Genomic DNA, 22,483 nt, shown 5'->3' on the forward strand with positions numbered 1-22,483 from the left:
GTCCGAGCGCTGCTGGTGCGAGCACACCAGGGAGGACTTCATCCACATCCTCGAAGGCAAGGCTGACCTGGAACTGCGCGACCAGGAGCCGATGCGTCTGTGAGCCGGCCAGAGCTCCCATCATCGCGGCGACGTTCCGCATCGCTGCCGCCTGGTCGGCACGACCCCTGCTCGTACCCCTCTCGTTGGCGCCCTGAGACGGTGAGCGAGCGTGGGGTTTCCGGAGACCGCGCCACCTGGATACGCATGCAACGGCGGCCGCACACGCCTTGCCGGGCTTGCGCCCAGTGCATCTCGCCAAGGGCGAGGCAGAGCTGCCGAACAGCCTGGGCCGAAGCCGTGCCCAATCCGTGCCCGTAAGCGCGGACAACCACGGTCAACAGGGGCGCGAGACGGGCCTCGCGGCGCCGCACTTGCAAGACATCTGCGCGACGTCGCACGGCACAGGGGCACAGGGACACCGATCCGTGATAGGCGCGGCTCCGCTTCCGGGATGGCAGGCCCTACTCTGATCCCCGTGAGGCAGGCAGGCGCTGGGAAGGATGATCGGCGATGACGCCCCTGAGCACCGGGGACCCGAAGTCCATAGGTGGGTACACCCTTCTCGATCGGCTCGGGGCGGGCGGCATGGGAGTCGTCTATCTGGGAGTCTCCGCCTCGGGACGGCAGGTCGCGGTCAAGCTCGTGCACGCGCCGTACGCCCAGGAGGAGGAGTTCCGCGCGCGCTTCCGGCAAGAGATCGTGGCAGCGCGCAGAGTGAGCGGCGCCTTCACCGCGCCTGTCGTGGACGCCGACCCCGACGCCGACCGCCCGTGGATGGCGACGCTCTACGTGCCGGCGCTCAATCTTGCCGAAGTCGTGAAGAAGGACGGCCCGCTGAGCCCGCGGGACCTGCGCGCGCTGGGGCTGGGGCTCACCGAGGCGCTACGCGACATCCACCGGGCGGGCCTGGTGCACCGGGACCTCAAACCGGCCAACGTCCTGATGACCGAGGACGGGCCGCGCGTCATCGACTTCGGCATATCGCGCGCTGCCGACAACCAGAGACTCACCGTGACCGGGCGGATGATCGGCACTCCGCCCTTCATGTCGCCGGAACAGCTCTCCTCTCCCCGGGACGTCACCCCGGCCTCGGACGTGTTCTCGCTGGGGTCACTGATGGTGTTCGCGGCCGTCGGCACAGGACCGTTCGACGGCGACAGCCCATACCTGACCGGTTATCAGGTCATGTACGAGGCCCCGGACCTCGACGGCGTGCCCAAAGCTCTGCTGCGCATTGTGGAGCGCTGCCTCGACAAGGACGCGGCCGCACGGCCGGAACTGGCGGATCTGCATCGCATGCTCCAGGCGCTGCCGGATTCCGACTCCACTGCGCCCCGGAAGGCCAGGAAGTCCGCGAAGCCCCGACCCCGCCCCACTCCTCAGGGTGCGAGCAGCACCTTTGCGGGCGTCGCGACCGGCACCGGCAAGGGGCGCCGAGCCCGGATGGTGCTCGCCGGCATCGGCACGGCGCTGGCCGTCACGGGGCTGAGTGTCGGAGTGGGCGTCTTCCTGTCAGGCCGGGACACGACCGCCGCCTCCGACGCCACCTCCACCGCCACGAGCACGACCCGTGCCGCGTCGCTGCCCGACGGCTGGCAGCCGTGGCGCACGGCCTTGCGGTACGACGTGACGGGTATCCCTCTCGACTACCAGACCCCCGGATGCGTGGCGGAGGGAAACGCCCTGTTCTGTAGCGGTACGGGCGTCACGGTCGCCAGGATCGACCCGGCCTCCGGCCGCGCCGTGTGGCGGACCGGTACCCGCCCTCAGGGGACGCAACCGATCGGCGTCCGCGACGGGGTGGTCTACGCGTACGAGGATCCGGACGACACGACCAGGCGCGTGGTGGCCCTCGACGCCGGTACCGGGCACCAGCGGTGGCAACGCGACATCAGCAAGTCCGAGGACGCGGTCCTGTACGACGGCGGACTGCTGACCCTTTCCCCCGACCACTCGTCGTTCGTCGCCTACGGGCCTGCCGGGAAGGAACTGTGGCGGGCGCCCTCGCTGGACGAGTACTGCACTCCGTCGGTGCTGGCAGGCGTCCCTTACGCCCTGTGCGAGGCCGGCACCGAGCCCGGCCAGGCCCCGGTCGAGCTGATGAAGCTCGAAGCCGACAGCCTGACTGAAACCGCCGCACTGCCCCAGAAGGCGGAAGCGCTCGGTGCCGTCGGCGGGCAACCCGTGTTCCTCGCCCCCCAGACCGCGAAGGACGTGTACGAGGCCGGGTACGAACGGCCGTACAACGCGCTGCTGCGAGTGGTCCCGGAAACCGGGCAGGTCAGACGGATTCCGCTGGCACATCCGCTGACCGGCACGGCCACCCTTGTGGACGGCGTCGTCTACTTCGTCCGGTCCAACGGGTCGGTCACCGCGGTGTCGGCGGACAGCGGCAAGCAACTCTGGCAGAAGGCGACGGACGTGGAGAGTCTGTCCGCGCCCGCGGTGTCAGCGACGTACAAGCGCGTCTATTTCTCCAACCGCTTCGGCCGCCTGCTGGCACTGGACAGCCGCACCGGAGCGGAGATATGGCGCACCTCCGCACTGGACGACCCCGGGGACAAGGCGCAGAACACCCCGCCGCAAGTACTGCTCGTCAAGGACGCGATCGTGGCGATGGCCGGCGACACGGCCTTCTCCCTGAGTCCGGACGGGCCCACCTGACCGGCCGACAGGTCTGACGCCGCCACTGGCACCCCCAGCACGATCACCCCTGTCGGCACTGTCGGCACGCAACCGCAGCAACGCCTCCGCGGGGCACACTCCTTTGCTCAGGCCTACCGGCGCACGTCCCGCAGGGCAACCGAGGCAATCGTCGTGATGTCACCCGTGACTCGGAAAAGGCATCTGCCAGGGGCAGCCGGTAGTCGAGGGCGGCGCTGCCTCGAACTGCGCCTGCCCTGGCTGGATCCGGGCTTCGTTCCCTGCACCTACTGGGGCAAGGAGAACGGCTGTAAGTAAGCCGGTCGAACACTGACAGGGTGACGGGACGGGATCACTCTCCGTCCCGCCACCCTTCCGACCTACGAGAGCTACCCCGCGCCGGCTGTTGAGATAGGTCCGAGCACGACCGGCCGCTGTGGTTCGCCGGGGCCGCCGCCCTGTTGAGCGGGCTGCTCATCGGCTGGGTGGCCTGACGCCTCACCTGGTGAGCGGCAGCACCCGTCGCTCAACGCCCCAACCTCGACGTGCACCCGCTTCCGGCTACGCAAGCGACATCGCCTCCCAAGCTGGGTGCGAGTTCGATACCGGAAGGCTCATCGGCTTGGTCCGGCCGCAAGCGCCCCGAGCCCTCCGGGCCGTGGCGTCCATGTCCACGGCGGCTACGGCGGCTACGGCGGCTACGGCGCTCTTCGCGCGACGACCGATGACCGACGACCGACGACCGGCGATGTGTCACGACGGGATGTCCACCAGGACCTTGCCGACGGTGCCGCTCTCCACCGCGCGGTGTGCGTCGGCGGTGCGGTCGAGGGGGAAGCGGACCAGCGGCAGGCCGTGCTCCTGACCGACCGGCAGGGCGCCGTCGCGGATCGCGGCGGCGACATCCTCGGCGGCGGCGGCCAGCACGTCCGGTCCGGCGGTGTAGAGCACCAGGAACTGGAAGCGTGTGTTGAGCACCATGTTCCGCAGTACGTCCAGTTCGACCCGCCGGCCACCGTCGTTGGCGTAGGTCGAGATCGTGCCGCGGGTCCGCAGCACGGCCAGGTCGAGTGCGAGGTTCGCGCCCAGCGCCACCTCGGCGATGATGTCGACGCCGTCCGGGGCGGTCTTGCGTATCTCGGCGGCCGGGTCGCCCTCGCGATAGTTGATCACATGGTGGGCGCCGGCGGCGCTCGCCAGCCGGGCCTTCTCCGGGCCGCTGACCGTGCTGATCACGGTGGCGCCGGCCCATCGGGCGAGCTGGATCACCGCGTGCCCGACCGCCCCTGCCCCGCCCGCGGCGAGCACCACTTTGCCGTCGAGCGCTCCGGGCCGCAGCCGGCGCGGCCCGTCCTCGGCGACGGTGAGCGCGCGGTGCGCGGTGAGCGCGGGGACGCCGAGTGCGGCGCCTACGTCGAACCCGGCCTCGTCAGGCAGCGGCACCGCCTGTTCGGAGGGCACGACGGTGAACTCGGCGGCGGTACCGGTGGGCCGACCGGCGGCGGCCATGAACAGCCAGACCCGCTGACCGACCCGGCTCTGGTCGATCCCTTCACCGACGGCGTCGATCGTGCCGGCGCCGTCGTGGTGCGGGGTGACTTCGGAGAAGTGCTTGGGGTGGCCGGCGCCGGAGCGGGCCTGCCAGTCGGTCGGGTTGACCCCGGACACGGCGACCCGGACGCGAACCTCGCCGGGGCCGGGCGTGGGCAGGTCACGGTCGACGAGCTGGAGAACGTCGGGGCCGCCGTTGTCGCGGTAGGTGATGGCCTTCATGATCAGTCCTTGGAAACTCAGTGCCCGGTGAAGAAGGGGTTCCCGGCGCGGCCGGGATTCCTTCCGGGTGTCCGGGGTGTGGTCGTGACTCGGTCGCGTCGGCTCCGGTCAGCCGATGGGGACCTCGTTGGAGCGGGATTCGACGGCGTCGAGGGCGGCGAGGGTCACCGCGTCGAGGGTGATCTCGGCGGCGGCCATGTTGTCCTCCAGGTGCGCGGCGTCGGCGGTGCCGGGGATGAGCAGCACGTTCGGGGCGTGGTGCAGCAGCCAGGCGAGGCCGACCTGGGAGACCGTGACGCCCAGGGACTCGGCCACCGCGTGCACCGCCGGCTCGTCGGTCACCTTGGGCAGGCCGGGGAAGGCTCCGCCGAGCGGGAAGAACGGCACCCAGGCGATGCCCTGGGCCGTGCACAGCCGCAGCATGTCCTCGTCGTCGCGGGAGACAAGACTGTAGGCGTTCTGCACACAGACGATGCCCGCCGGCAGCGCACGGCGAAGGCCGTCCAGGGTGACGCTGCTCAGACCGATCGCACCGATCTTGCCTTCGTCGCGCAGGGCGGTCATCACCGCGAGCTGGTCGTCGAGGTCGACGACCTGGTCGCCCTCGGGACGCAGACCGGGGCCGGAGTCGAGGCGCCGGAGGTTGACCACGGGGAGCTGGTCGAGGCCGAGACTGCGCAGGTTGTCCTCGACACTGACGCGCAGTTGCTCGGGCCGCTGCGCCAGACGCAACGACACGCGCCCGCCCGGGTTGGGGTCGGCACCGACCTTCGTGACCACCAGGACGCCGTCCGCGGGGCGCAGCGCCTCGCGGATCACGTCGTTGGCGAAACCGAAGCCGTAGAACTCGGCGGTGTCCACATGGTCGACGCCCAGCTCCACCGCGCGGCGCAGCAGTGCGACGGCCTCGCCTCGGCGGTCGTGCAGGCGCTCGAGCTGCAACGCGCCGTAGCCGACGCGTAGGACGGTGCGGCCGGAGAACGAGGCGGTCGGGGTGGTCATGACGCTGTCTCCTCGGTTGGTGATGGCAGGGCGGTGTACAGCAGTTCGGCCTGGTAGAGCGCCATCACCCGGTGGGCGATCGGGGTGGCCCTCTCCCGGGCCTCGGCGGGCTCGTGCTGTTCGACCTTGACGAGCCAGGCGGTGACGCAGTCGTGCAGCATCGCGCGCATCCGGTCGGTCATGTCGACGACGATGTCGCGGACTGCCGCATTGGTGGTCGCCTCGCCCCAGGTCTGCACGCCTACCCGGGCCTCGGCGGGGTCGATCGCCGCGATCAGGCGGGCCAGCAGTTCGTCGGGGTCGGGCGGGGTGTCGCTCGCGGCGTGCTCGCCGAGGGTCTTGGCGCGTTCGGCGAGCACCTCGCGGGCGGCTGCCTGGACCAGGTCGGCCTTGTTGCGGTAGTGGGCGTAGATGGAACCGGCCGAGAGTCCGGACTCGGCGATGATGTCGGCGATCGAGGTCCGCTCCAGGCCGTTGCGGCCGAAGCAGCGGACGGCGGCCTCCGCGATCTGGGCGCGCCTCAGTTCCTTGCGCGCGTCGGTGAGCCGTGGCATCACACCCCCCTCAAAAGGAATGCCGGTTCTGCTTGTGCGCGAGACACTAGCAGAATGGTGGTTCTCTTTAGGGAGGGGTACGTCACCTCACCGCGAACAGGGCCCGACCGTGACGACCGAGCCCGTTCGCGACGGGTTCAGAGTGCGAGCGCAGGCAGGGTGCGCTCGCGAAAAGGACACCGGGCATCGGAGCGGACGCGCCCCCGGGCGAGGCTCCCGTGGGTGGCGGCAGGACCGGCGCCCGGGTGGCGGCGGTCGTCACCGACGACCCGGCCGAGGCGCACCGCGCCCGGAGCCCCGCCCGGAGCGGGCATTACCCGCTCCCCCGGCCGTCGCCATGCCCTCACATCTGAGGCAGTCACTTCGCGATGTTCCGTACGACGACGGCTGCGAACTCCGTTGCGGTGTCGCACAGTTGCTTGGAGGGCTCCGGGGCGTACACGGTGAGCTGGAAGAGTTCGGTGGTGCGGTCGCCCACCGAGTCCGTGTAGGTGCGGTGCGGGGTCCGTACGGTGCAGCTGTCGTCCTCTGCCTCGTCCGCGATGAAGTAGCTCTTCGTGCCGGCGACGTTCACCGGCGTTCCGTCGTCGGCGTCCAGCGAGTTGTCGCGGCTGAACTGGATCTCCACCGCGCGGTCGCCGTCGTCGCTCGACCAGTCGCAGTCCCAGGAACCGAAGCCGCGGTCCCTGTTGTCCGCCTCGACGCCGGGAACCCGCTTGAGCTCGGTGGCGTCGAGCAGCGTGCAGGTGTCGAGCCGGGCCAGGGAGTCCGCGGCCGGCGACGACGAACGGCGGGGGACCGGGCCCTCGGCCAGTACGCCGACCACGTGGTCGGTGGCGGCGTCGGCCATCTCGCACGGGTCGGGCGACGGGGTGTCGAACTGCTTCCCGATGACGCGGATCTGCTTGCCGTCGGCGGTCAGGACGGCCCGTGCGCAGTCCGTCCCGTCGCGCTTGAGCGTCACGACGGTGAGGCTGCCGACCAGGCGGGTGGACAGGATGTCGTCGAAATCGTCCCGGTCCGAATCGAGGTTGACCTGAACGTCCGCGTTGTCGTCACCGCTGTTGTTGCGCACCAGGACGTCGCACCGGTCGATCTCCCCGTAGTCGGGGTCCAGTGCGGTGTCGCCGAAGCGGCTCAGCGAGGCTGCGTCGAGCAGCCCGCAGGGGTCCGCCGTGCGCTCGTCGCCGAGGGCGCCGGCCTGCGCCGTGGCCGACGGTTTCGCGTCGGCCGCGCTGGTACGGCCACTGTTGTCGGCCTCGTCCTTCGAGGCCCACGGGCCGAAGAGGACGAGGCCCGCCGTGATCGCGCCCGCCGCGGCCAGCGCCACCGCCGTGATCGCCAAAGGGCGGCGTCGTCGGCGGCGTACGGGCTGTGGCGGTTGAAGCATGAAGGGCGTGAAGTCCCCAGCGCGGCGAAGGAGTCGCGGCAGCCGTAGCGTGCGGTCCCCCGTACGGCTGTCGTGCAACTGCTCCTGGATGTACGAGGGCGGGGGTGCCGCGCGCATCAGCAGCCGTTGCGCCCTGGCGGCGTCGGGCCGGCGCCCGGGCTCCACCTCCAGCAGATCGGTGAGCGGCCCGTCCAGCGGGCCGGGCCGGTGCATGGGCTCGATATGTCCCTCGACGGCCCGGGCCAGATACGCCATGAGGTGTTCGGCCTCCCCGTACGGCGACCGGCCCTCGACCGCCGCGAACAGCGAGGCGCCCAGGGAGAACACGTCGGACTTCTCGCCCACGGGCTGCCCCTTGGCCAACTCCGGTGCCAGATAGCGGGGTTTGCCGCGCACACTGCCCGGCGCGCTGTGGGTGACGTCGTTCCACAGGGCCCGCGAGATCCCGAAGTCGGTCAGTCTCGCGATGCCTTCGTCGGTGACGAGGATGTTCTCCGGCGTCACATCGCCGTGCACCACGCCCGCCTGGTGGGACTTCACCAACGCGGCCGCGATCTGGCAGCCGATCGACCCGGCCTCCTCGTGCGTGAGCGGGCCGCTCTCCGTCACGATCTGCGCGAGGCTGCGCGAGGGGACGTACTCCATGATGATCCAGCAGGTGGCGCCCTCGTCGATGAGGTCGAAGACGCCCACGATGTTCGGGTGGTGCAGCCGCCCGGCATTGCGCGCCTCGCCCATGAGCCGTCGCGTGGCCCGATCGTCGTCCAGACGCCCGCACTTGACCGCGACCGGCCGTTCCAGCCGTTCGTCCCAGGCCAGCCAGACGACGCCCATCCCGCCTCTGCCGATGGGCTCCTGCAAGAGATACCGGTCAGCGATCCTGTCCCCGGCCTCCGGCGTCACCAGCACCGCTCCACCCCATGCCCCTCGCGCCACAGCCGACCGTCCTGCCAGGTGACGGAGTGTACTCAGCACGGACTTGGCAGTGATCTGCTTCACCGGACTTCGCGCGGACCCGCCCAGAACCCCCACAGCGCGCCGGGCCGGGATGAGGAGGAGCGCGCCGAACAGCCCACGCCGATCCCCACCGACGCCGCCGCTGACGGTGCCGCCAACGATGCCAACCGGCGTCCACAGTGCATGTGTTGCTGTGTACTGCCGCGTGTTGCTGTGTCACGGCTGTGTGACCGTGCTGTTCTGAAGCGAGGACAGGCGTGACCTGTGGGACCTGGGCCTCCTCATAGTGATCACAGAGCGGGAAACGGCGGAAACGAAACGCCGCCGGCTCCCTGCTACTCCCGCCCCCGGAAGGAACCTCCCGTGATGAACCGCCACCTGCGCCAGGCAATCGTCGCCACCGCCACGCTCACCGCCGGACTGCTGATGACGGCATGCCAGAACGGCACCGGCACCAGCTCGTCCGGCAGCAGCCCGGCGGACTCGGCAAGCCCGGTGGCGGTCGCGGAGAAGGCGTCGGGCTCCAAGGACTCCAAGGGCGTCAGCGGCTCGTTCAAGAACGGCAAGGTCACCTATCTCGCCCCGGGCAAGTACATCGTGTCCGTACCGGGCAAGGAGGACCAGCAGTTCTGGGTCGCCGACGACACCGAGGTCTACGGCGTCGGCACCATATGCGGTGAGGCCGGCTCCAAGGTGGACGCGCCGTGCACACTGGACCAGTTGGAGGCGGCCCTCGAGAAGGGTGCCGTGAACGCCGACGTGGAGATGAAGAGCGGCGTCGCGACCCTGGTGACCGAGCGCCGCGCCGCCCAGCAGGACGCCGACTCCGGTTCCTCCGGGTCGGACGCCGGCACGGACACGGACTCCGACTCGTCCTCGGGCCGCGACGAGTCGGTCATCGAGGGCATCGACAACGGCAAGGGTGTCAACGGAACCTGGCTCGGCAACGTGTCCTACCTGGCGCCGGGCAAGTACACCGTGTCCGACATGAAGGGCACCGAGCAGCAGTTCCTCGTCGCCGATGACACCAAGATCGTGGGCTACGACGACATCTGCGACGCCGTGAACACCGGTCCGGGCGGCGAGGGCGGCGTCGAGTGCACCGAGGCCCAGCTGGAGGCGGCCGCCAAGAAGGGCTTCTCCGCCGAGGTCCAGATCAGCAACGGCATCGCGACCAGCATCACCGACGACCACTGAGCCGGGGGCCGGGGGCCGCGGCCCGGCGGCCGGAATGCGCCGGAATGCGCCGGGCGGTGCGGCGACGGGGCGCCGACCGGCGAGGGTGGGCCCCCGGCCCGGGGGGCGGGGGGGAAGAGGCCGCTGCTGCACAGGACCGGGACCCAGGGACGAGGTCACGGTTCCCGGGCCCACCCCCGGTTCGAGATCGGCCGGCCTGTCGCCGCGCGGACGGCGGCAGGATGCTGGTCGCCCTGCCCACCCGCAACTGTGCACCGGCGAAGCGCGCGATCAACCAACCGCGGAACCGCCATCAGCCATCAGCCATCGTCCGCTGCCGCCTGTAGTGGCGAGCTGCTCGGGCGCGGTTTCCGCATGATGGCTTGCACCACTCCTGCCGGCCGTGGCTCTTGACGAAGTAGCGCACGCAGCGGGGCGCGGTGCAGGAGCGCAACTGCGTGCGCTGCGGGCCGCTGAGGAAGTCGATGGTGGCTCGGGCCAGGGCCGCGAGGAGCCGAACGTACGGGTCGTTCTCCGCCGACAGCAGTCGGGTGGCGGGGACTCCTTCGGCGGGCCAGTCCATCTGAGGGGCGACCAGTTCCCGCGCGGCAGCCGTATTGAGGTGGGCCATTGCCTGGTCGGCAGTCATCAGGCGATGGGCGTCCGGCGGGCTGGGGGGAGCGGGGCTGACCGCGCGAGCGAACAGTGCCCGGACTGCCCGCCGAAGCTCGATGATCCCGAGCCTGAGGTCCTCGTCCGGTGCGGGTTCCCCGGCCGCGACGCAGCCGGCCGGCAGATCCCCCTGCTCCTGGATCCAGTGCGTTGTTCCCTGGACCGCGACCAGCCGCCCGGCCTCGCCTTCCACATCCTGGACGACGACCGGCGCCTGACCACCCACTACCGCGTCGTGCTCTGATCCCCCGCTCGCACGGTCCGAGGGACTGAGGAGGCGCGATGAACTGGGGGACCAGAGTCAATGTACTCGTCGTACTTGCGACGATTTAAGGCCAGGTCAGAACACGCTCTTGTACGCCTGCCATCCCGAGGCGATCTTCGCTCGGGGGCCGAACGAACCCTTGCCGTTGCCGTTGTTGCGCCACACGTTGCCGGAGGTGTCGCGGGAGATGATGTCCGCCTTGCCGTCGCCGGTGATGTCGCCGACGCCGACGATGGCGTTGTAGGAACCTCCCCAGGCAGAGAAGACCTTCACACGGGCGGCAAAGGTGCCGTTGCCCTTGCCGTAGTACCGGTACAGGTTGTTGGACTTGTCCTGGGCGATCAGGTCGCCGATGCCGTCGCCGTTGAGGTCACCGACGCCCACGACCTTCTTGTACGTCTTCCAGTTGTCGTACAGCTTCACGCGCGCCGAGAGCTTGCCGGAGCTCGTCCCCTTGTAGAGGTAGACGGCCCCCGTGGAGGAGTTGCGGGCGATGAGGTCCGGGCGGCCGTCGCCGCTGACGTCGCCGGGCGAGGTCAGGACGTCGTACTGGTTCCAGCCCTTGCCGAGGGAGGTGTGCGGGGTGTTGGTGAGGAAGGCCTGCCCGCGCATGGTCCGGTACACCCGCAGCTCGCCGCTGCTGAACCGGACGAGGATGTCGTTGCGGCGGTCGCCGTTGAGGTCACCGAACGGGACCAGTGTCACGGAGGAGGGCCAGCCCGAGGCCGGCATGCTCGCGCCGAAGGCGCCCGTCCCGTTGCCCGGCCGGTAGCTGATGACGCCGGACGAGCTGAGGGTGAGGGCGTCGCCGGTTCCGTCGGGTGCCCAGCTGGCGCTGTTGGTGAAGTCGCGGCGTACGGCGGCTCCGTTGGACACCTTCACCGTCTGGGACACCGTCAGCGACGGTCCTGAACCGTCGGCGGGCGGGGCCGTCAGCTTGAAGGTGTACGTGCCGTTGGGGACAAACGCGCCCTTGGTGTCGCGCATGTCCCAGTTCGCGGGCAGGTCGCCGCTCACCTCTCCGCCGGAGAGCGTACGGACCACGGCGCCGGTGACCTTGCTGGTCAGTGTGGCCGTCCAGGAGGCGGCGGGCTTGGAGAGCAGCCCGTACCACTGCCACCACGGGCTGCCTGCCGAGTCGCTCCCCCACGCGTTGTCCCGCACCTCGGACTCGATGACCGCGAGCCGCTGGGTGGCCACCTCGCTGGGCACCAGGTGGATCCGCTTGTCGGCGTCGACGTAGGCCGCGGGCCCGCCGAACTTGTCCACGGTCCAGGTCACCCCGCGCAGGCTGGACGTGCCCGCCGCGAGGTCGCCGAGCTTGCGGGTGGCCGCGGTGCCGTCGGCGAAGTCGGTGAGCAGGAGGGCCCCTGCCGACGTGTCGTGCCGGACGAGGTAACCGTCACCGAGCAGTGCCTCGCCCGACGGGACGGGGATGTTCTTCTTCGCCGTACGGTCCCAGACACCCGCCGTCGCGGCCGGGCCGCAGGACCAGTAGATCCAACGGCCCACCGCCTGGAGCTCCTTGGGGACGCACGGTGCGCCGGTGCTGACGGTGTCGGTGGTCTTGCCGGTCTTCAGGTCCTTGGCGGTGACGACACCGGTGCCGGAACCCGGCGTCCACAGGCTGGTCCCCCAGACGGAGGCGGCCGTGACGGAACGGGTGACGATCGGCGGGCTGTAGGAGGAGCCGAGGTCACCGACGTACTGCTTGGTGGGGGAGGTGCCGTTGACGATCGCGTAGCGGCCGGTGACGTCGAGGACGGTTCCGGCGGCCGAGGGCACGGAGAAGCCCGCCCCGTTGTTGAGGGACTGGACGTACGAGTCGACGGTGGGGTCGGGCTCGGCGGTGAACGTCACCGCCCGTCCGTCGCCGGTGGCATAGGGACCCGCCCCGCGGCCGTCCCAGGCCAGCCAGGCCGGCGCGCTCGGCGTTCCGTCGTCGGCGATCTTCCGGGTGTAGTAGGCGCCCAGGAAGCTGCTGTTGGGCTCGTCGGTGGCCAGGGTGCCGTTCTGCAGAGACAGTTGGCTGATCGTCGCGGCCGCCGGTGGTACGGCGGTCAGTTCCGTCAGGGTCGGGGTGTCCGCCCCCGTGTCGGTGACCCGGCGTACCGCCCAGTGCCCGGCGTCGGCACCGCCGACGGCCAGCAGACTGCCGTCCGGTGCCGTGACGAGGGAGCTGTTCGCGTGCCGGAGCAGGGTGAGCGGGTCACCGCCCGTGAGGGGGACGGCCATCAGCGGCACGCCGGACCTGTCGGCCGGGTTGCTTGGGTTCGACGGCACGGTATTGGCCACCACCAGCCAGCCTCCGGCGATACCCACGGACGGGGTGCCCTGCGTGCCGAGCACCGTCAACTTCGTCTCGGCGGCGGAGAGGTCGGCGCGGTCCAGGACGTGGGCCACCGGGTTGTCGGAGCGGTACCAGACCAGCCGGTCCGCGCTCAGCGCGACGGCCGTCGGAGCGGCGGACACGGCCACGTCGCCGGTGACTGTCGCGGTGGCCAGGTCCACCAGCGCCAGGTGCCGCTCGCCGTTCGCCGACGCGTAGCCGATGACGGCGGTACCGCTGTCGCCGCCCAGGACGGTGAAGTTGGCCGTGATTCCGGTCGGCCATCCGTCGACGAGGGTGCCGTTGGCGGGGGCGCCGTCGCCGTAGAGCCACAGGACACGGTTGCCGGCGGCGTCCCGGGCCTGGGTCAGCACATGGGTGCCGAAGGTGGCCTCGTACGTGCCGTGGGTGAGGGCGACATCCGTGGCGGTACCGGCGGCGAGGTCCCTGAGGACGACTTTCTGGGTGGGCGAGACGACATCGGCGACGACGTCGGACGACGACCCCAGGTATGCGGGGAGTTCGAGCCGGGACAGGGCGCCCAGCTCGGTCGTCGTACCGGTGGCGTACGACGTCCACAGGTAGCCGGAGCTCCCCTCCTGGGCATGCAGATAGCCGCTGGGGCCGGCGCTGTAGATCCGGTCCCGGCGCGGTATGTAGCGGTCCGACTGGAAGACCTTCTCCGCCGCGAGAGCGGCACCTGCGAGGGCGGTGCCCCCGACACCGTTGTCCGCTTCGGCCGTGACGGCGAGCGCGCCGGGACCGGCGGTCACGGCGAGGACTGCCAACGTGGCGACGACGCCACGGGCGGTGGTACGACGGGCCATCGTCGCCTCCAAGGCTTCTCAACAGAAAAGGCGTGATGGGACGGCGGCGGCCGATCAGGCGCGCGTCGACGGTGCTGCGAAAATGTCCAGCCCCCCGGCTGCCCCCCATGCACAGAAGCACGAGAATAACAGCAGGCCCAGGCGCCTCAGGAGTACCGGGGAAAGTGATCGCTGACGGGCCCAGAGGAGACGGCATCCGCTCGGCTCTGTTTCGTTGCCCGGGCCCTACCAGGTCACGGGGAGGGCGCGAAGGCCGTAGACGATGTTGTCCTGGTTGTAGGTGAGTTGGGCAGGGGGCACTGCCAGGCCTAGTCCGGGCAGGCGGCGCAGCAGGGTGGTGAGGATGATCTGCAGTTCGACGCGGGCCAGGGTCTGGCCCAGGCACTGGTGGATTCCGTAGCCGAAGGCCACATGGCGCCGGGCGTCCCGGGTGACGTCGAGGTCGGCCGGACCGGTACCGCTGCCGGCCGCGAACAGCCCCTCCTCGCGGTTGGCGGTGGAGAGCATGCAGATCACGCCGTCGCCGGCCGGGATCGTCGCTCCGCCCACCGTCACGGTCTCGGTCGCCGCACGGCCCAGACCCAGGTGGATGATCGTGAGGTGGCGCAGGAGTTCCTCCACCGCGCCGCGGACCAGTTCCGGGTCGTTGCGAAGGAGGCCCGCCTGGTCGGGGTCGCGCAGCAGGGCGAGCACGCTGATGGCCGCCATGTTCGCGGTGCTCTCGTGGCCGGTGACCAGCAGGAGGAAGCCGAGTGACGCCGTCTCCTGGGGAGTCAGGTCCTCGCGTGCCGCGAGGCGGCTGAGGATGTCGTCCGCGGGGTGGTCGCGTTTGTGTTCGGCCAACCGGGCCAGATAGCCCATCAGTTGGGCGTGGGCCTCCTCCGCCCGCCGCCGTGTCGTGTGGTTGTCGAGCAGCGTGCGACTGAGCGCCTGGAACAGGTCGTGGTCCTCGTACGGCACTCCGAGCATCAGGCAGATGACCAGGGACGGGATGGGCAGGGCGAAGTCGGCCACGAGGTCGGCCGAGGTGCGGCCGTCGGTCATGCGGTCCACGGCCTTGTCGACGATGTCCTGGATGCCAGGGCGCAGTTCCTCCACGCGCTTGACCAGGAAGTCCTTGGTCACCATGCGGCGCAGCCGGGCGTGTTCGGGATCGTCCATGCGGATGAAGCTCGGCTTGGCGGTGGCCAGTTCACGCTGACCCGCCGAGAGGAAGGGGAAGCCCGGTGTACGCGCGTCGGCACTGAACCGGGGGTCCGCCAGGACGGCTCGTACCTCGTCGTAGCCGGTCACCAGCCAGCATGCGGTGCCGTCCGGCAGTACGGCACGGGTGACGGCCCCGTCGCGGGCGGCGGCCGAGTAGGCGGGAGGCGGGTCGAATGGGCAACTGCCGTATGGGGAGGGGAGGTTGACGGCTGCGGTGGGAGGGGAGGGTGCGGTGGGGGTGGAAGGTGCGGTGGGCATCATGAGCTGGGCTGTCTCCTGGTGGCGGTTCGGCTCGTGGTGGTTCAGGGGGTGTCGACGAGGGTGATGGCACCGCTCGGGCACAGGTCCGCGGCCAGCCGTACGTCGGCGGCGTACCGCTGGTCGGGCTCCGGCACGAGGAAGGTGACCCGCCCGTCCGACTCGTCCTGCTCGAACACCTCCGGCGCGGCACCGACGCACTGGCCGGCGCTGCAGCAGCGTTCCCTGTCCAGGTGCACGGTGAGGTGTCGCTGTCGGGCGGGGGCGCCGTCGGAAGGCGCGGCGGAGGGCGCGTCGGAGGGCGTGCGCAGAACGTTGAGGGCGGTGCACATGGTGGCGCTCTGGCCGGCCAGGACCAGCAGTTCGACCAGTTGCTCCGGGCGCAGGACGCGGGTGAGCCGGTCCCAAAGTCCGTCGGGGACGGGGGCGTTGGCAGCGAGCAGGTCGCACGCCTGTAGGAGTACGAGTTCCTCTTCCACCCAGGAGTGGGTGTCCAGTCCGGCCGCCGTGGCCGCGATCTCCGCCGCCGTCAGGCCGGCTTCCGCGGCCGGCGCCCGGTGCCGCTCGTAGACGTACGTCCCGTCGAGCCGGTGCGCGATGCGCAGCACGACCAGCTCGCGCCGGCGGTGACCGAGGGTTCCCTCGTGGGTGAGTACGCGCGCGAGGGAGAGCCAGGCGTGCGCCAGGGCAGGGTGGTGGGCGAGGGTGCCGAACAGGTTCTCCCGGCCGGGACCGTCCTGGTGGGAGTCCGCGAGCAACGACCGCAGGACCGGGGGCCACTCGGACGGAAGGAGGGGAGGGATGCGGGGAGGGATGCGGGGCGGGGTGTCTGGTGGAGTGTCCGGTGGGGTGCGGAGTGGGGTGGGGAGTGGGGTGTTGACGGGCGATGTGGTCATGAGGGGAGCTTTCGCGTTCGTACGGGGTCCGGGGCGTGTCGGGTGCTGGGGGTGTGTCGGGCGCTGAGGCCGGCTCGGGCACTGAGGCGGCCTCGGGCGCTGGAGGCGTGTCAGGCACGAGGCCGTCTCCGGCACCGAAGGCGTGTCAGGCACTGAGACCATCTCCGGCACCGAAGCCACGTCAGGCACTGAGAACCGCCTCCGATACCGGAGCCATGTCAGGCACCGAAGCCGCCTCCGGCACCGGAGCCATGTCAGACACTGAAGCGGCCTCCGGCACAGGAGGGCGGCCCGCGTCAGGAGTGGTTCACCACCTGCAGACGACCACTCCCGCGCTGGCCCCGCTCGCGAAGCCGAACATGCCCACCAGATCGCCGCGTTGCAGGCGGCCGCTGTCCAGGGCGGTGGCGAGTTGCAGCGGGATGGTGTTGGTCGCCACGTTGCCGTGGGTGGGGAAGGTGGCCAGGATCCGCTGCGGGTCCACGCCCACCCAGTCGCAGACGACCCGGGTGAACGGCACCGACGGCTGGTGCACGCAGACGAGGTCCAGGTCGTCGCCCTCGACGCCGAACTCCTTCAGTGCTCCCCGCACCTTGCCGGGCAGCCCCTCGAACGAGCCCACCAACTGCGCGGAGTCGATCCGCAGGTGGCCGAGCCTGCGGTGCTGCGCGTACGGGTTGGGCAGGGTCGCGGCCTGCCAGCCCCAGGAGTTGGCGAAGAAGCGCGAGCCGAGGATGCCGGGCCGGTCGCTCGCCTCCACCAGGAGGGCGGATCCCATGTCGCCGGTGCTGAGGCTGGGCAGCGCGGTCAGTAGGTCCGCCGGGTCGTCCACCTGCCAGCGGCTTTCGCGGGTACTGACCTCGGCGGTGGTCACCAGCACCCTGCGGTACTGGCCGCCGCGGATGAACGCGTCCGCGACCTCCAGCGCGTTGAGGACTCCGTTGCAGGCGTTCTTCAGGTCGAAGACGGGACACCCCAGGCCCAGCTTGTCGGCGACGACATGAGCGGTGGCCGGCTCCTCCATGTCGGCGAGGATGCCCGCGTACAGGAGCAGGTCGACGCGGTCCGGATCGGTGCCGGTGTCCGCCAGCAGCCGGCGCGCCGCGTGGACGGCCAGGTCGGACGGCTGCTCCTGGTCGTCGGCCACCGTGCGTTCGGCCAGCCCGTACATGCGCTGGAGCACCCCGCGGGAGAGCGGGACGGCGGGACTGTTCGCACGGAAGCGGTCTTCCACCGCGGTCACGCTCTGCCGCCCCTCGGGGACATGGACAGCCGCATGAACGATACTGCTGTGAACGGTCATTGATCAGTCCTCATTGATCGTCCTCGGTATTGATCAGCCCTCGGTGAAGAGCAGCACGACGTTGTGCCCGCCGAACCCGAAGGACTGGCTCACGGCGGCACGGACGCGCTGGGTACGGGCCTCACCCGTCACACAGTCCAGGTCGAAGGCGAGGTTGCCTGCCGTGAGGTTGGCGATCGGCGGCACGGTGGAGTGCCTGATGGTCAGTGCCGTCAGCGCCGCCTCGATCGCGCCCGCGGCGCCGAGGCTGTGCCCGAGGACTCCCTTGGCGGCGGTGACGCTGGGGCGGTGGGGAAGCACGCGGCCGATCATCTCGGCCTCGGTCAGGTCGTTGAGGGGCGTCGAGGTGCCGTGCGCGTTGACGTGATCGACGTCCACCGGTTGCAGGCCCGCCTCCGCGAGCGCCGTCCGCAGCGCGGCCTCGGCATGAACTCCCCCGGGGGCAGGCGCGGTTGGATGGTGCGCGTCCGAGGTGAGTCCGGCGCCGGCGAACTGGGCGTAGGCACGGTGGCCGCGGGCTCGCGCATCCTCCTGTCGCTCCAGTACGAGTACGGCGGCGCCCTCGGAGATCACGAAGCCGTCCCGGTCCGCCGCGAAGGGCCGCGAAGCCGCCCCGGGGTCGCCGGTGCGGGCCGAGAGCGCCCCCATCCGCTGGAAGCCGGATGTGATCACCGGAGTGATGGCCGCCTCCGCGCCGCCCGCGACCGCGATGTCGCACAGACCGGCCAGGAGCAACTGGCGTGCCGTGGCCAGGGCGCTGGCTCCGGAGGCACACGCGGTCTCCGTGGCCAGCGAAGGGCCGCGGGCGCCCAGATCCAGAAGCACCTCGCCCGCCGCCATGTTGGAGATCAGCATGGGCACGAGCGCGGGAGAGACCAGCTCGGGTCCTCCCTGGTGATGGCGGAGGGTCTGCTCCTCCAGATGCGCGGCTCCGGCCAGCCCCGAACCGATCACGACAGCGACCCGCGCACCGTCCCACCCGGCGGGGTCGAGGCCCGCGTCGGAGACCGCCTCGCGCGCGGCGAGTACGGCGAGCCGGCTGAAGTGCCCCATGCGCCACGCCTTGCCGCCGCCGATACGGGCCTGCTCCGGCGTCATCGCCGGAATGCGGCAGGAGAAGTCGACGGCGCATTCCTTGAGTTCGGGGTCCGTCGACGCGGTGGAGCGACCGCGCAGGATCCCCTCCCACGTCGCCTCGCGGCCGACCCCGGCCGGGGTGATCAGCCCCAGGCCGGTGACGGAGACGGACGTACGCAGTGCCGTCATCACGCCCGCTTGGCGTTCAGCGCCGCGACGAGTTCGCCCACCGTGCTGTGCTTGGCCGCCTCGTCCTCCTCCACGGGGACACCCAGCTCCTCCTGGAGCGCCAGGGCGAGTTCGGCCAGGGCGAGGGAGTCGAGGTCGAGACTCTCCAGGGTGGCCTCCGGACGGATGCTCTCGGGACTGACCTCGAACTTCTGGGTCAGTACGGCAGTTACGGCGGACTGGGCAGGGGACATGAACGTTCCTTTCAATGGGAGCAACGGGAGCAAAGCAACGGAACCCGTGGGGACGAGGGGACATGGGGACGTGCGGACGTAGGGACGTGAAGACGCGGGACCTAGGGCCATGGGGACGTAGGGCCATGGGCGCATGGACGGGATCTGCGAGCTGGGCGGGGACGCCCTGGGGAAGTCGGGGCGTCAGGCGATCGGTACCCGCGCGGGCGGGGCGGCGACGTCCACATGAGGCACGGGCGGCAGCTCCGGCCACAGCAGGACGGCCGAGCCCCAGGTGAGTCCGGCGCCGAAGGCCGTCAGCAACACGCGTTGCCCGCCGCGCAGTTCGCCCCGGGCAGCGGCGTCGGCCAGGGCAAGGGGGATGGAGGCGGCGCCGGTGTTCCCGACCCGCTCGATGTTGGTGACGTGCCGATGAGCCGGTACCGGGATGCGGGCCCCGACGGCGGACAGGATGCGCGCGTTGGCCTGATGGGCGCAGAACCGGTCCACGTCCTCGGCGGACCAGCCCGCATGCTTGAGCACTGCCTGGGCGGACTGCGCCATCCGCGTGACCGCGTGCTGGAACACCTCGCGTCCCTGCATACGGAAGTAGCGGTCGTCCGGCCCGTAGCCGTCGGGGCGTGAGCGCTCCAGCGCACCGCCACCAGGTACCTGGATCAGGGTGTCGCCCGAGCCGTCGCTGCCGAGGTCGAATGCCACGACGCTGCCCGGCTCGCCCTTGTCACCGCGCCGCAGTACGGCCGCCGCGGCGCCGTCCGCGAACACGATTCCGGCGGAACGATCCTGCGGGGCGATCAGCGTCGAGTACACCTCTGCCGCGACCAGCAGCACCCGGTCGGCACACCCCGAAGCCAGGACACCGGCGGCGGTGGCGAGCCCGTAGACGAATCCGCTGCATGCGGCGGACACGTCCCACGCGGCGGCCCCGCCGAGCCCGAGGCGGGTGGCCAGCCGTGGCGCCATGGCCGGCATCGGCCGGTCCGGCGTGGAGGTGGCGACGATGACGGCGTCCACCAGCGGAAGGCCGGCCACCGTCAACGCCTTGCGAGCAGCCTCCAGCGCGAGATCGCCCGTGGCCACACCGGGTGCCGCCCAGCGTCGCTCACCGATGCCGCTGCGCCTGCGCACCCAGGCGTCGTCGACACCCCATGCGACGGGCAGTTCGTCGTTCGCCACCACGTGCGGGGGGACGAAACCGGCGATGCCCTCGAGAACGGCCGCCGTCACCGGGTGGCCCCATCGCGTCGGGCCGACAGCGGCGTCATCAAGACGGCTACTGCGCATGGGAATTGAAAGGACACACACGCCTCGGTGGAGAGTGATCTTGAACGAGTGGCACGACTGTAGATCGGATCAAGATCACGCCGAGGCGCGACACCATCCGAACGAATGAGCCATCCGTCTCGACCGTCCACAAAGCGCCAGCTCAGCGGCCGGAATGCAGAAACGTTACGGCCACGGAGCCATTCGCGTATCACCCGAAAGGCAGCGAAAGAGGACGGCCGTTGGAGGGATGTCGGGTCGCCGCCCCACCGGCCGTTCAGGGGCTGCCGATTCCTCCAGCGCAGGAGTGCCGGCCGGGGAGGCGTGCGTACCCGGCCGCACACGTGACGTCGAGCGTGAGCGCAAAGGGCTCGCGCCCCAGCCGTGTCCTTCCGATCGGACGATCGGACGATCGGACGATCGGACGATCGGACGATCGACAACCACGGTCAACGGCGGTGCCGTCCCGCCCGCCCCCACCACCTCGGCCGGGCCCCTCGGAGGCGATCGGCCGACGCACAGAATCCGGACCCAGGTCAGTGGCCCGGGGCTTCTGTCCGACCAAGGTTTCTCCCTTGGTCCGGGGCGCTCTGAATGTCCTCGTGCAGATGTATGACGAGCCAGTGGTCGTCGAGGTGGGTGCGTCGCAGGAGCGCGGTGTTGCGGGCCAGTGCCGGTGGGCCGGTGCGGAAGTCGACCCGTAGCCAGTAGCGGGCCACGGCCAGGTCTCCGAAGACGTCGACGACCTGGTCGTATGCCGTGAGAGCGGTCTCGGCGGGCGCGCCGTCTTCCGTGGGGCGGCCGTCCCGGACACGGTCCAACTCGGTTTTGCCACAGAGCAGTTCGGGGGTCGCCGAGTCCCAGACGGTGGCCTCGGGGTCGAGGAAGGAGTCGATGCGCTCGCGGTCGCCCGCGGTGTAGCCCTCGTACATGCCCGTGATCACCTCCCACACCTCGGCCAGGTCGGCGGGTGCGCCCCCCGGGCGGGCTCTGCCGCCGGGTGCGGGACGGGCGGAACGGGACGGTGAAGCGGGCATGGCGGGGTCCTTGGGTGAGTGGTGAACGAGGGGCGGCTCGGGTCAGGGGCGGTCGTGCGCCCACGTTCGCGGGGCCGTCCACGACTCCGGGGTCATGGGAGTACGACCAGGTCCCGGGGCGTGCGGTTGAGGCGCTCCCCGCCTTCCTCCGTGCAGATCACGATGTCCTCGATGCGCGCTCCGTACCGGCCGGGCAGGTAGATGCCGGGTTCGACGGAGAAGGCCATGCCGGGCTCCAGCGGGAGCTGGTTGCCGGCCACGATGTAGGGCTCCTCGTGCGTCTCCAGGCCGATGCCGTGTCCGGTGCGGTGGATGAAGTACGACCCGTATCCGGCGTCGGAGATGATGTCCCGGCCGACGGCGTCCAGCTGACCGGCGGTGATGCCTGGCCGTACGGCGTCGGTCTGGGCGCGTTGGGCACGCAGCAGTGCGTCGTGCAGCCGACGGAAGTCCGCGGCCGGCTCGCCCACCACGTACACACGGGTGGAGTCGGAGCAGTAGCCGTCCCGGGTAGTGCCGCCGATGTCGACCACCACCGGGTCGCCGGGCTGGATCACCCGGTCGGACAGTTCGTGGTGCGGGCTGGCGCTGTGGGGCCCGGAGCCGACGATCACGAAGTCGACCCGGACGTGCCCCTCGGCGATCATCGCGTCCGCGATGTCCCGGCCGACCTCGCGTTCGGTGCGTCCGGCGCGCAACCAGTCGCCCACGCGGGCATGCACCCGGTCGATGGCCGCACCGGCCCGGCGCAGGGCGGCTGCCTCCTGCGGGGTCTTGCGCATCCGCAGCCCGTTCAGCACGTTCCCGGCCAACTCCTGTTCGGCGCCCGGCAGTACGGCGCGGAAGGCGATGGTCTTCTCCGCCCACATGTGGTTGTCGACGCCGAGGCGGGCCGTCCGGGCGGGCAGCCGGGCCGCGACGAGGGCATAGGGGTCGTCGGTCTCGTTCCAGCCGGTGATCTCGATGCCCAGGTCACCGGCCGGGGATGCCCGCGCGGCGGGTTCCTCCAGGGCCGGTACGAGCAGGAAGGGGTCGCCGTCGGCCGGCAGGACCAGGCAGGTCAGCCGCTCCAGCGGCAGGGCGTCGTAGCCGGTCAGGTAGCGCAGGTCCGCACCGGGCGAGATCAGCAGGGCGTCGATCCCGGCCCGGGCGGTGGCTTCCCTGGCGTCGTCGAGGCGGCCGGCCGGGTACAGAGCCGCGGCCGGCTCGACGGGACGGGGGCGGCCGTCGTCGGGCGTCGGGGTGTGAGGCATCAGGTCTCCTTGAAGCGTGGGGTGCCCTCGGGAGGGCAAGGCACCCTTGGGAGGGTCGCGATCGCGCATGTCGGCGTTCGGGGCGGGCGGACCTGTACGAGTGGCGTCACCCGACGCTGTGGAACGTCCCCTTGGTCA

The 22,483-nt window shown here is 70.9% G+C and carries 16 protein-coding genes and 1 pseudogene; 3 read left to right on the forward strand and 14 right to left on the reverse strand.

From position 1 onward, the window contains the following. The first annotated feature begins 552 nt into the window (after nucleotides 1-552). A complete protein-coding gene (locus AB0N66_RS07820) occupies nucleotides 553-2,706 on the forward strand; it encodes a protein kinase (protein WP_365430085.1) in 2,154 nt (717 codons plus the stop codon). A gap of 732 nt (nucleotides 2,707-3,438) precedes the next feature. Here the strand turns inward: AB0N66_RS07820 and AB0N66_RS07825 are convergent. The 4 genes from AB0N66_RS07825 to AB0N66_RS07840 all read right to left on the reverse strand — a co-directional run bounded on the left by AB0N66_RS07825 (nucleotide 3,439) and on the right by AB0N66_RS07840 (nucleotide 8,313). Further along, a complete protein-coding gene (locus AB0N66_RS07825; protein ID WP_365430087.1) occupies nucleotides 3,439-4,458 on the reverse strand; it encodes an NADPH:quinone reductase in 1,020 nt (339 codons plus the stop codon). 108 nt (nucleotides 4,459-4,566) lie between these two features. After that, a complete protein-coding gene (locus AB0N66_RS07830) occupies nucleotides 4,567-5,460 on the reverse strand; it encodes an aldo/keto reductase (protein ID WP_365430089.1) in 894 nt (297 codons plus the stop codon). Further along, nucleotides 5,457-6,014 carry a TetR family transcriptional regulator gene (locus tag AB0N66_RS07835; protein ID WP_365430091.1) on the reverse strand — a complete coding sequence of 186 codons (558 nt, stop codon included), beginning with the start codon at nucleotides 6,012-6,014 and terminating at the stop codon, nucleotides 5,457-5,459. The genes AB0N66_RS07830 and AB0N66_RS07835 overlap by 4 nt, the downstream gene beginning before the upstream one ends. Nucleotides 6,015-6,372: 358 nt before the next feature. Then, nucleotides 6,373-8,313 carry a serine/threonine-protein kinase gene (locus tag AB0N66_RS07840; protein WP_365430093.1) on the reverse strand — a complete coding sequence of 647 codons (1,941 nt, stop codon included), beginning with the start codon at nucleotides 8,311-8,313 and terminating at the stop codon, nucleotides 6,373-6,375. Nucleotides 8,314-8,727: 414 nt separating this feature from the next. On the opposite strand from AB0N66_RS07840, the gene AB0N66_RS07845 reads away from it, so the two are divergent. Next, nucleotides 8,728-9,558 carry a hypothetical protein gene (locus AB0N66_RS07845; RefSeq protein WP_365430244.1) on the forward strand — a complete coding sequence of 277 codons (831 nt, stop codon included), beginning with the start codon at nucleotides 8,728-8,730 and terminating at the stop codon, nucleotides 9,556-9,558. Nucleotides 9,559-9,850: 292 nt separating this feature from the next. Here the strand turns inward: AB0N66_RS07845 and AB0N66_RS07850 are convergent, their stop codons facing one another. Beyond that, nucleotides 9,851-10,351 carry a CGNR zinc finger domain-containing protein gene (locus AB0N66_RS07850; protein WP_365430246.1) on the reverse strand — a complete coding sequence of 167 codons (501 nt, stop codon included), beginning with the start codon at nucleotides 10,349-10,351 and terminating at the stop codon, nucleotides 9,851-9,853. A gap of 12 nt (nucleotides 10,352-10,363) precedes the next feature. Between AB0N66_RS07850 and AB0N66_RS07855 the strand changes: the two are divergent. Beyond that, nucleotides 10,364-10,453 (forward strand): annotated as a pseudogene (locus tag AB0N66_RS07855) (phosphodiesterase); the annotation flags it as partial. 96 nt (nucleotides 10,454-10,549) lie between these two features. Here the strand turns inward: AB0N66_RS07855 and AB0N66_RS07860 are convergent. From AB0N66_RS07860 to AB0N66_RS07900, 9 genes are all read right to left on the reverse strand, one after another. Next, the gene (locus AB0N66_RS07860; RefSeq protein ID WP_365430095.1) at nucleotides 10,550-13,630 is read right to left on the reverse strand and encodes an FG-GAP-like repeat-containing protein; all 3,081 of its coding nucleotides are present in this window, start codon (nucleotides 13,628-13,630) and stop codon (nucleotides 10,550-10,552) included. Nucleotides 13,631-13,855: 225 nt separating this feature from the next. Next, nucleotides 13,856-15,097 (reverse strand): cytochrome P450, encoded by a 1,242-nt coding sequence (locus AB0N66_RS07865; RefSeq protein ID WP_365430097.1) that lies wholly within the window; start codon nucleotides 15,095-15,097, stop codon nucleotides 13,856-13,858. Between the two features lie 41 nt (nucleotides 15,098-15,138). Continuing rightward, entirely contained in the window at nucleotides 15,139-15,990 is an 852-nt protein-coding gene (locus tag AB0N66_RS07870; RefSeq protein WP_365430099.1) for a ferredoxin, read from the reverse strand. Between the two features lie 307 nt (nucleotides 15,991-16,297). Next, on the reverse strand, nucleotides 16,298-17,233 hold the full coding sequence (locus AB0N66_RS07875; protein ID WP_365430101.1) for a 3-oxoacyl-[acyl-carrier-protein] synthase III C-terminal domain-containing protein: 936 nt from the start codon (nucleotides 17,231-17,233) through the stop codon (nucleotides 16,298-16,300). Between the two features lie 93 nt (nucleotides 17,234-17,326). Further along, complete coding sequence (locus AB0N66_RS07880; RefSeq protein WP_365430103.1) at nucleotides 17,327-18,559, reverse strand: beta-ketoacyl-[acyl-carrier-protein] synthase family protein; 1,233 nt, start codon at nucleotides 18,557-18,559, stop codon at nucleotides 17,327-17,329. After that, complete coding sequence (locus AB0N66_RS07885; protein WP_365430105.1) at nucleotides 18,559-18,792, reverse strand: phosphopantetheine-binding protein; 234 nt, start codon at nucleotides 18,790-18,792, stop codon at nucleotides 18,559-18,561. Before AB0N66_RS07885 ends, AB0N66_RS07880 begins: the two co-directional genes overlap by 1 nt. A 183-nt stretch (nucleotides 18,793-18,975) precedes the next feature. After that, nucleotides 18,976-20,076, reverse strand: coding sequence for a beta-ketoacyl-ACP synthase III (locus AB0N66_RS07890; protein WP_365430107.1), 1,101 nt, complete (start codon nucleotides 20,074-20,076; stop codon nucleotides 18,976-18,978). 515 nt (nucleotides 20,077-20,591) lie between these two features. Beyond that, nucleotides 20,592-21,092: a DUF4440 domain-containing protein gene (locus AB0N66_RS07895; protein ID WP_365430109.1), complete on the reverse strand. Its 501-nt coding sequence runs from the start codon at nucleotides 21,090-21,092 to the stop codon at nucleotides 20,592-20,594. A 92-nt stretch (nucleotides 21,093-21,184) separates the two neighbouring features. Continuing rightward, nucleotides 21,185-22,345, reverse strand: a complete 1,161-nt coding sequence (locus tag AB0N66_RS07900; protein ID WP_365430111.1) for a Xaa-Pro peptidase family protein — start codon at nucleotides 22,343-22,345, stop codon at nucleotides 21,185-21,187. Between the last annotated feature and the right edge of the window lie 138 nt (nucleotides 22,346-22,483).

Origin of the sequence: Streptomyces sp. NPDC093544, assembly GCF_040683495.1 — a bacterium.
Lineage (GTDB): Bacteria > Actinomycetota > Actinomycetes > Streptomycetales > Streptomycetaceae > Streptomyces.